At 36.4% G+C, this 7,982-nt stretch carries 1 protein-coding gene and 1 pseudogene; both read left to right on the top strand.

From position 1 onward, the window contains the following. Positions 1–713 precede the first annotated feature (713 nt). Complete coding sequence (locus ABD771_RS04720) at positions 714–7,433, top strand: fibronectin type III domain-containing protein (protein ID WP_345091342.1); 6,720 nt, start codon at positions 714–716, stop codon at positions 7,431–7,433. Next, positions 7,430–7,982, top strand: a pseudogene (locus tag ABD771_RS04715) (hypothetical protein); the annotation flags it as partial. The gene ABD771_RS04720 and the pseudogene ABD771_RS04715, both read left to right, overlap by 4 nt.

Raw genomic sequence — 7,982 nt, 5'->3', positions numbered from 1 at the left:
AGGGCAAGCTCCGCCTCCTGCTTTTGAAGAAGACACAGCAGACAACACACCTGTTTTGCCCATAGACGACAAACTAGGACTATTAATATTTTCAGGAATAATTTTAGCTGGGTTATCAATAGTAAAAAAACAAAGAAAAATTAATCAAGCAAACTAAAATAAATTTAACCTTTATTAACAACAAGAATGCCCTAAAGAATTAGAAACTCTCTAGGGCATTTATATTTTATTATAAGAATTATTATCTGAATGTCCATTTATTTTAATAGACTGAATAAATTCATTGTATACTCTCAAATAAATTCATTTAAAATTTATATAAATTATGGACAAACTAAATATCCTTACTTCCTATTCCTAATATTCTAAATTGCTAAATGCAAATTATATGGCAAGTCTAAATTAAGTATATTAACTTAAACCTCTTATGCAAAAGAGATGGTTTTAATACACTTATTTTAAATATTAAACCACTTATTAATTCATTTAAAAATAAATAGTTTTAAAAATTATATTTAACAAAAAAACGCAAAGTATTTAATGTCAAATCTATAAACCAAATAGACCCTATTTTTTTAGACTTTAAGTTTAAAAAAAGCAAGTTTATAAGTTTACTTACTCACAAATATCTGCCTTTATAATTGCGCTTTCTTAATATTAATTTTGAATAAAACTAATTATTTTAAAATATATTTTATAATACAACTCAATTTATGAAAAATTTTACTCAACCTACTTTTAAACTAAGTAATAATTCATTTACCCGTTTCACGGTGGCCTTGTCGTTTTTGTTTGTTTTGCTTTTTAGTGAAATAGTGGATGCGCAAAATATCGCAAATTATGGTGGAACAACAAATTTTAAAGCAACAACAACTGCAGGCGCTTTTGTTCCGCTTAGCGGTGGAACAGCATTATCAGGAATGTTAGTTGATGATGCCATTTCTTCTCCGATATCAATTGGATTTGATTTTTATTTTAATGGATTACGCTATACACAATTTCAAGCTGGAACTGATGGTTATTTATCCTTATACAATTCTACATCAGGAACTTCCGGTTATTCTATCACTAATAACTTAGCAACTGGCGGAACTGTAGTTAGACCTGTTTTAGCACCTTTTTGGGATGATATGGATGGAAGAGGGACTACACCTGCTGCCAAAGCTTCTTATTTAACCACAGGTTCAGTTGGTTCAAGAGTATTTACTTTTGAATGGTTAAACTGGGTTCGTACTGGAGGTGCTGCTGGAGGTGCTGTTATGTCATTTCAGGTAAAGCTTTTTGAAAGTACAGGTATTATTCAGTATGTATATCGCTCAGATGCCACTGCTCTTGCCAGTGCAGGTGCCTCAATAGGGCTGAGTGCCGTTGGAAGTGGTTCTGGGTCTTTTGTTTCATTAAATAATGCATTAAATACAGCAACAACTAGTACAACTACAGAAACAAGTAGTATTTCTACTAAGCCTGTTACTAATCAAGCTTATACTTTTACGCCTCCGGGAAATGCAGGTAGTACCGTAACATCACTTGCTGCACCAACAGGTTTAAATTTTACCTCAATAGGCACTACTAATATGACATTGAACTGGACAGCAGCTTCACCAACAACAGGAATAGTAAAATATGCTGTTTATAATTCAACAGACGGAGGAACTACTTACAACTATGTAAATACTACAAATTTAGGAACAAACACTTTAGCCGTTACTGGTCTTACTGCCAGTACCTCTTATTTGTGGAGAGTTTATTCTTTAAGTGAAGGTTGCTTAAGTACTGCATTAAGTGGCACACAAGCAACACTAGGAGGAACAACTTATACTTGGAACCAAACAGGAACGGCTGCCTATAATACAGCTAGTAATTGGACACCTGCTAGAACTACACCAGCAACCAGTGATATTTTGGTTTTTGATGGTTCTAGTACACCAACACCTACAGTGACTGGTTTTACATCGCAAACCATATCAAAATTATTGTTAACTAACAATGCCAATGTCAACGTGCAATCTGCCGCTACTGCGACCTTAACCATTGCAGGTGCTACAGGAACCGATTTGGATATACCATCAGGGTCTACTTTAAATTTAAGTGGTAGTAATTCTGTAGGTTTGGACTTCACAGGAACTACAACTACTAGTGTTGGTGGTACTTTAACTTTTTCATCAACTGTTGGAACCCCTACTTTAAATTTGACAAATACTACCGCTACCGTGACAGGAACTATTAACTTGTCATCAACAGTTAGTCCTACCATAACTAGTACAACTGGAACCCTTATCTTCAGTAATGGATCAAATTGTAATATGATTACTGGCAACATTATTCCAGTAGCTTCATGGGGCGCAACTTCAAATCTGAATATTTCAGGAATCGTTGCTCAAACCACAATGACCAATGCATCACAAAGTTTTGGAAATATTCTTTATAACTGTTCTGGTCAAACAGCCACAATGAGTTTGTTTGTAAATACTACTACTACTATACAAGGGAATTTTGAAATTCGTAATACAGGAACAAATAAATTAAGAGCTACTACAGGAGGGGCTTTGACCGTAGGAGGCAATTTGCTTATTTCTAATACAGGAAATTTTGATGTTGCCAACAATAACGGAAGTGTTACTATAAATGGAAACTTTACCCATTCCTCTACAGGTACTACTTTTATAGCATTTTCAAATTCATCGTTAGGGACTTTATCGGTATTAGGGGATTTTAATCAAAGTAATGGTATTATTGACTTAGGAAATGTAAGTACTAGTGCTTCAGGAACTGTAAAAGTTGGAGGTACTTTTAATCAAACAGCAGGTACGTTGCGATATTCAGGAACTGCTACAACTGCTTTAGTTGAATTTAATGGTTCAACCAGTCAGTCTGTAACTATTTCGGGTTCAATTACGAATTTAATTAACTATAGAGTTTCTAATCCTACAGGTATTGCAGTTACAGGTATATTGCCAGTAAATGCTGGAGCTACCTTTACAGCTGCTTCAAGTGGTACAGCAGTTACCTCTGGAACGGTTGCTTATAGTACAACAACAACATTGACTTATGCAACAGCCGTTGGAACACAAACGACAGGAAGTGAATTTCCTGCGACAAGTGGACCAGTAAACGTTACTTTTAATAATACCAATGCTTCTAGAACAATAACTTTGTCTGGTACAAGGACTGTAACAGGGACTATAACCTTAATAGGTGGTAGAGTGACATTAGGGGCTAATGATTTGATATTGGCAAATGGAGGCACTTTAACTGCAACTTCTCCAAGTACTACTAACATGATTGTAACTGATGGTGCTGGTTTATTTAAAAGAGGTATTCCGGCTACAACAGGTGCTTATTTGTTTCCAATTGGAGATAATAGCGGTAGTATTCATTATTCACCGGTAACAATTCAATTTACTGCCAACTCGACCATTCGTATTGTAGGTGCCAAAGTAATAGATGCGGCAAGCAGTAATCTTAATACAGGTGGTACACCTACCAATTATTTGAGTCGTTATTGGACTTTTTCTGAGAATGGTGCTGGCGGTACTTATAATTATTATCTTAATCCTGCTGTTGCTGCTACAGGAGCAGAGGATGAAAACGGTACTGCTACTCTTATTAAAGCAGCATATTGGGATGGTTCTACATGGATAACATCGGCAGGTTCTTATACCACAGGAAGTTTAACATCTAATGCCACAGGAGTATCTGAAACAGCTGCTCCTCTTGGTTCTGTAGAATGGACAGGCCGTGATTTACCAGCAGTATCTTATACATGGGTTGGTTTAACGAATGATTGGAATACGGCAAGCAACTGGTCGCCTAATGGAATTCCTTCTTCAACAGATAACGTTACAATCAATGGAACCTCGGCAGTATTATGTTCAATTAATTCTAGTAGTTATGCAGTAAATAACTTTACCTTAAATGGTACCGGAGCCTTTGCTATGGCTTCAGGTACTGCTCTAACTGTAAATGGCACGGTGACTTTTGGAGGAAGTGCTACAACAAATTTAGATTGTGCCAGTACCTTTAATTATGCAGCAATAACCTCACAAACAGTTGCCGCAATGAATTATGGTAATCTTAATTTAACGGGTGGATCAAGAGTCTTATCCAGTACAGGAACAATAGGAATTTGCGGGACATTTACACCAGGCACAGGTGGATTTACAAACACGGGTAGTACTATAAATTTTAATGGTACAGGTTCACAAAACATACCTGCCTTTACTTATAACAATTTAACTTCTTCATCAACCGGTGCCAGAACATTAGCAAGTAGTGGAACAATTACTATTGCAGGAACTTTTACACCCGGAACAAATACCTACACCAATACAGGAAGTACGGTAGCATTAACATCAACTACGGGATTTTCATTTGCAAATCTACCAGTTGTTTCTAGCGGTAATAGCTTTAATACATTAACTATAAATGGTACAGGTGGAGTATTTAACTTACCTTACTCTGCAAGCACTCAAAACCTTGCTACAACTGTGAATGTAACAGCGGGCACATTGGTATTAAACCCTGCCACTAGCGGACTTGCTAATACAATCGGTGTTGGAACAATCAATATCAATGGTGGAACCTTAGATGATAGATGTACAGCAACGGGACTTACTACAACGCTAGAAGTCCGCACTGCATGGAATCATACATCTGGTGTTGCCACAAATACTGGTTCAGGTATAGATAAAATTTTATTTACAGGCGGTGGGGCAACAACTTTTACAGGATTACCTTCTGCGGCTAGTTTTATATATTATATAGTTCAAGTTTCGAATAATACAACTACAACATTAGGAAGTGCTTTGACTATAAATGGTGTTGACGGTGGAAACGCTTTATCAGTTGATTTAGGATCAACATTTAATGCTGTAGGATTTGTAGTTACAACTGGCGGTACGGGTTCTAATTTTGACATTAAAGGTACATTTAAAACATCAAATACAAACGGTTTTGTGGGTAGTGCAACTACTTCTTTAAACTCAGTTACTAACACACCCACATATAATTTAGGCGCATCATCCGTTGTTGAATACACATCAACAGGTACAGCAACTATTACTGGAGTAAATGGATATGCGAATGTCCTAGTTTCTGGATCAGGAACTTTTACATTTAATGGTTCTTCAACTCTTACAGGTAATTATAATCAAACAGCAGGTACAGTTAACTTTGTTAATGGAGCATCAGCATTTACTATGACGGTAGCTGGTAACTTTAACCAATCGGCTGGAAGATTTAATGTAACAGGTGCAGCAGCCACTGCAGGTGCAAGTATTACAGTAAGTGGCGCTACTGAAGTTGGTGGAAATTTTTTTATGGAAGCTAATACTGCTAATACTGCATCAACCGTTCTATTTCAAGCCAATGGGAATGCAACCTTTGGCACAAATGCAACTTTTGATTGGATGGCTGGAGGTTCAAGTGGTACAATATATAATGTAACTTTTGGGATTAAAGGCAATTATATTTGGTCAAATACAACAGGGCAACCAACAACTGGAGGTTCTGGAACTTCTAAAGGATTTACATTTAATGGAACTGGAACAATACTTTCGCCACAAACACTAACCTATAATGGAACTTCAAGCAGTACATACTATGGAGGTATTTATGCCGTTAATACTGGAACAGTAGTGAAATTACTAACAAATACCCCAATCGGAGCAACTAATGTTCCTTATAATACTTTTACCGTTAACGGAACTTTAGATACAAGTACATTTATAGTTAGTGGAGGTAGTTCAACAGTAAATGCTATTAATACTGGTTTTACGCTAGCATCTGGCGCTACATTAATAACTGCTAATCCTACAGGTGTTCAAGGATCTATTACTACATTCATTAAAAACTTCTCCTCATTAGCAAATTACGAATTCCAAGGAGCTGCTACGGGCATATTTACAACTACACCAACTGCTCTTACAGTTAATAGTATTGTGATAAATAGAAGTGCCGGAGTTACCCTATCTCAAAGCTTAACAGCTACCAACAATTTAGATTTTAAAAATGGATTGCTAACAGCTGCTACTGCAACACCAATTACAATTGGTGCATCAGGTAGTATTACCAATGCCACTTCTACAAAATATGTAAATGGTAAATTAAATAGACTTTACAGTACTATTGGCAGTAAAACTTTTCCAGTAGGAAAAGGTGGTGTTTATCGTCCTGTGACATTGGAATACACTGCTTTAACAGGAACAAGTACAGTATCTATGGAACAGTTTGAAACGGCATTAACAGGTACGTTACCTGCTGGTACAAATCTTAATAATGCACGTACTTGGGATATTTCTCAAACAGGTGGAAGTGCATTTACCTATAATGTAACTCTAGATCCAACTGGAGATACTACAACAGGAACAGTAGCTATGCTTAAAAAAGAATCAGGAACTATAACTTCTAATGCCACTACATCGCCAAATTTCACTAATGAAACTGGCTTTACTACTTTAACAGGAACTAATAATTTTACCCTAGGAAGTACATGTACGCTAACATCTGATGCAGGTCCAAACCAAGCAGACTGTATTGGAACTATCTTTACCTTGTCTGCAAATACTCCTAGTTTTGGTAATGGTTCGTGGACGGTTAGTGGACCAAGTACTAACGCTACACAATTTAGTAATACAGCTAGTCCAACTGCAACTTTCACACCTGATGGTGGTGCTGGTACATATACTTTAACATGGACAATAACTAATGGTAATTGTACTTCAAATTCAAATTTAACAATAACACTAAACACTACTTCTATTACCTTAGGTTTTATTGATAACGTTTCACCATCAGCTACTTCATTCCTTATACCCTATACGGCTACAACAGGTTCTCCAAATCAGTATTCTATAACTACAGGAGCTACAGGAGGTAATTCCATTGTAATGCCAAATTTTGTTCCAATTAATAATGCAACTTTAACTAATTCTCCAATAACAGTTACAATACCTCCAAGTGCAGCTGCTGAATATGGTTTTAATTTAACCATTACTAATACTACAACAGGATGTTCAAAGGTTTATCCTTTCCAATTAATGATTACATATATAAACCATGGAGTAATAGGAAGCGATCAAACTATTTGTTCGGGTATTGCTCCAAGTCCTTTAACCAATATAACTTCGGGTTCAGGTTCAGGAACGATTAATTACTCTTGGGAACAGTCGACTACAAGTGTTAATACAGGTTATAGTACTATAAATAATGCAACATCGGAATCTTATTCGCCTGGAGTGTTAACTCAAACCACTTATTTTAAGCGTGTAGCACAAAATGAATTTGGAGATGCTTCTGATAGTGATCCTGTTACAATAACAGTAAATCCAATTTTAACGGCAAGTGTTAGTATTGCTGCAAGTGAAACAGCAATTTGCCAAGGAACAAGCGTTACTTTTACTGCTACACNGCGACATCAAATAGTATTTCTATGACTGTTTCAAACAACGTAAGTTGGGTAGGAACAACAGGTCTTTGGAGTGATACTGCCAATTGGTCTTGTGGTAGTGTTCCATTAGATTCTTCTATAATTACTATATCCAGCGGAACACCAACACTTGATGTTAACTTTACTGTTGGAAACTCAGGTTCGTTAACATTAGATGGAACTGCATCTTTAATTATTGCGCCAACTGCCTCATTAACTGTTGATGGTTCGGCAAATTTTAATGCAAGACCAGTTTTGTTTGAATCGGATGCGACCGGAACAGCAGAATTTGGTGCAATGACAGGAACTTTAATCGGAGCAACCAACGTAACTACACAGCGTTATTTCCCTGCTAAGAGAGCTTTTAGGTTTACTAGTTCTGCTGTTACTACGAGCTCAACAATCAGGGCAAATTGGCAAGAAGGAGTAAATAATAATAACACAATTATTGCAAACAATCAAAATCCTAATCCAGGATTTGGTACCCATATAACTGGTGCAGGTGGAAGTGCTAACGGATTTGATACTACAATTTCTAACGCCAGTTCTTTATTTA

This window comes from Flavobacterium chungnamense (assembly GCF_039539165.1).
GTDB classification, from domain to species: Bacteria; Bacteroidota; Bacteroidia; order Flavobacteriales; family Flavobacteriaceae; genus Flavobacterium; species Flavobacterium chungnamense.
Note: the sequence above shows the minus strand (reverse complement) of the source record. Positions and strands in the feature narration are given on the sequence as shown.